This window comes from Armatimonas sp. (genome assembly GCF_043760365.1).
Lineage (GTDB): Bacteria > Armatimonadota > Armatimonadia > Armatimonadales > Armatimonadaceae > Armatimonas.
Genome location: NZ_JAYUPA010000429.1, coordinates 1 through 1,737 on the forward strand (window position 1 = coordinate 1; position 1,737 = coordinate 1,737).

2 protein-coding genes are annotated in these 1,737 nt (G+C 60.9%); both read right to left on the bottom strand.

Features of this window, described 5'->3' with window-relative positions:
* Window positions 1–84: 84 nt before the first annotated feature.
* Window positions 85–1,056, bottom strand: a complete 972-nt coding sequence (locus ACH2EH_RS10110) for a sugar phosphate nucleotidyltransferase (protein ID WP_309693841.1) — start codon at window positions 1,054–1,056, stop codon at window positions 85–87.
* Window positions 1,040–1,737 (bottom strand): hypothetical protein (locus ACH2EH_RS10115; protein ID WP_395141304.1); only part of this gene is annotated, 698 nt, incomplete at its 5' end. The genes ACH2EH_RS10115 and ACH2EH_RS10110, both read right to left, overlap by 17 nt.

Consider the following 1,737-nt stretch of genomic DNA (forward strand, 5'->3'; position numbering starts at 1 on the left):
TATGGCCCGAAGTGGCCTTCGTGTCCGAAGCATGAGGATAAAATGACGCCCCCGTTCATGGGGGCGGTTCACGGGCGACCTAGCTCACACCTGCCCGAAAGGCTCTTTGGCTGCTGATTTAGCAACTTGCCGAAGCAGTGTCGCGAGAACTTCGGTACGATCTATGCCGGAGAGTGCCAGCGCGGTCTGGGTCTCGATGTAGCCGAGGGGGACGCCCATGTCTAGGCGCTCGCCGCTGGTCTCGACGGCGACATAGCGCTCCTGGGAGCGCAGCATCTCCTGGCTGCTGGTGAGCTGGATCTCGCCCTTTTCGCGGATATTATTGTCAATGTGGTGTGCCAGGCAGTCAAACAAGCTTGGCGGAAAGACATGCATCCCAAAGAAACAAAGATAGTAGCCACGCTTCACGCCGGGGGTCTGTAGGTGCTCGGCGGCAAAGTCAATTGAGGGTTTCTCCATGATCTGTTCGACATCGTAGATCGGGGGGTCGCCCTGCCCGAGGCGGGTGCCCTTGACCGTGCCAAAAAGATGCAGGTGATCGTCGGGAGTCTGCTGGACGGCGGAGACGGCGCACTTGGTGACGGCGTAGGTGTCCATGACTTGCTGGGCACAGCGTTTTTTACTATTGGAGATATAGACATGGTCGCCGAGCAGCAGTAAAAACGGCTCGTCGCCCACGAAGTCTTTCGCCTGGTAGACGGCGTGACCGTAGCCCTCGGGAGTCGCCTGCTCGACATAGGTGATGCGCTCCTCGATCCGCCGCAGGGTGTCTGCCTGTGCCAGCGCCCACTCCTTGCCCTTGAAGATCTTGCGCTCATCGTCTCGGAGCCGTGAGAAGTGGTCCTTGAAGGGCTTGGCACCGCCTGGCGAGACGACAATGCAGATGTCCTCGATACCGGAGGCAAGGCACTCCTCGATGATGATCTGGATGGTTGGCTTCGTCACGCCGTCACGGTCTACCAGGGGCAACATCTCTTTCTGAATGGAGCGGGTGGCCGGAAACTGCCGCGTCCCACGCCCCGCCGCTGTGATAACAGCCTTACGCACGATGCTCACGAAGTTCCTCCAGAAGCCCCTGTAGTACGGACTCGATTTGATCTTTCAGCACTTGGTTGGCGTACCCACACCAGCTCACGGCGGCGCGGATGTCTAGGGGCGCAGAGAGCAGCCCCCCAAGCTCGTCGGTGACCAGCACGCCTGCCTCGCGGGCGATTAGCTCCGTGCAGATGTCGTACGGATGGCAGACCAGCTTGGGGGGCAGGCCCAGCACACCAAAGAATACGGGGCGCAGGTCCGCGATAAACCGATCGTGGCCCACTAAGAGTTCGTAGAGCTGACCGCCCGTGCACATGTACTGGTCATCGAAGACCACGGGATTCTCGCCGTCCTCGGGAGCCACCGCCAGCATGAGCTTCTCTTCCAGAGTTGCCGTGACTCCTTTGGCCGACGGGAAGAACTTGGCAAGGCTCGCAAACCCGTGCGCCAGCGACTCGGAGCGCGACGGCCTGAGAGGGGCGCTTTTCCGCTCGCCGGTCACCAGGTTCTTGGTCTCCCGGTGCGCACCCTCGCCCTGTACGGCCCAGAGCTGATCGGCGAGGAGGGCACGCGTGGTCGGAAGCTCGGTCATCACTGCCACTTCGATATCAGCGAGTGTGGTGGTACGGCCTTTATTGGGCGCAATCCCCGCCAGCGCCCACGCGGAACGCTTGTTGTACATGATGTTGCGTGTGCCGTCAA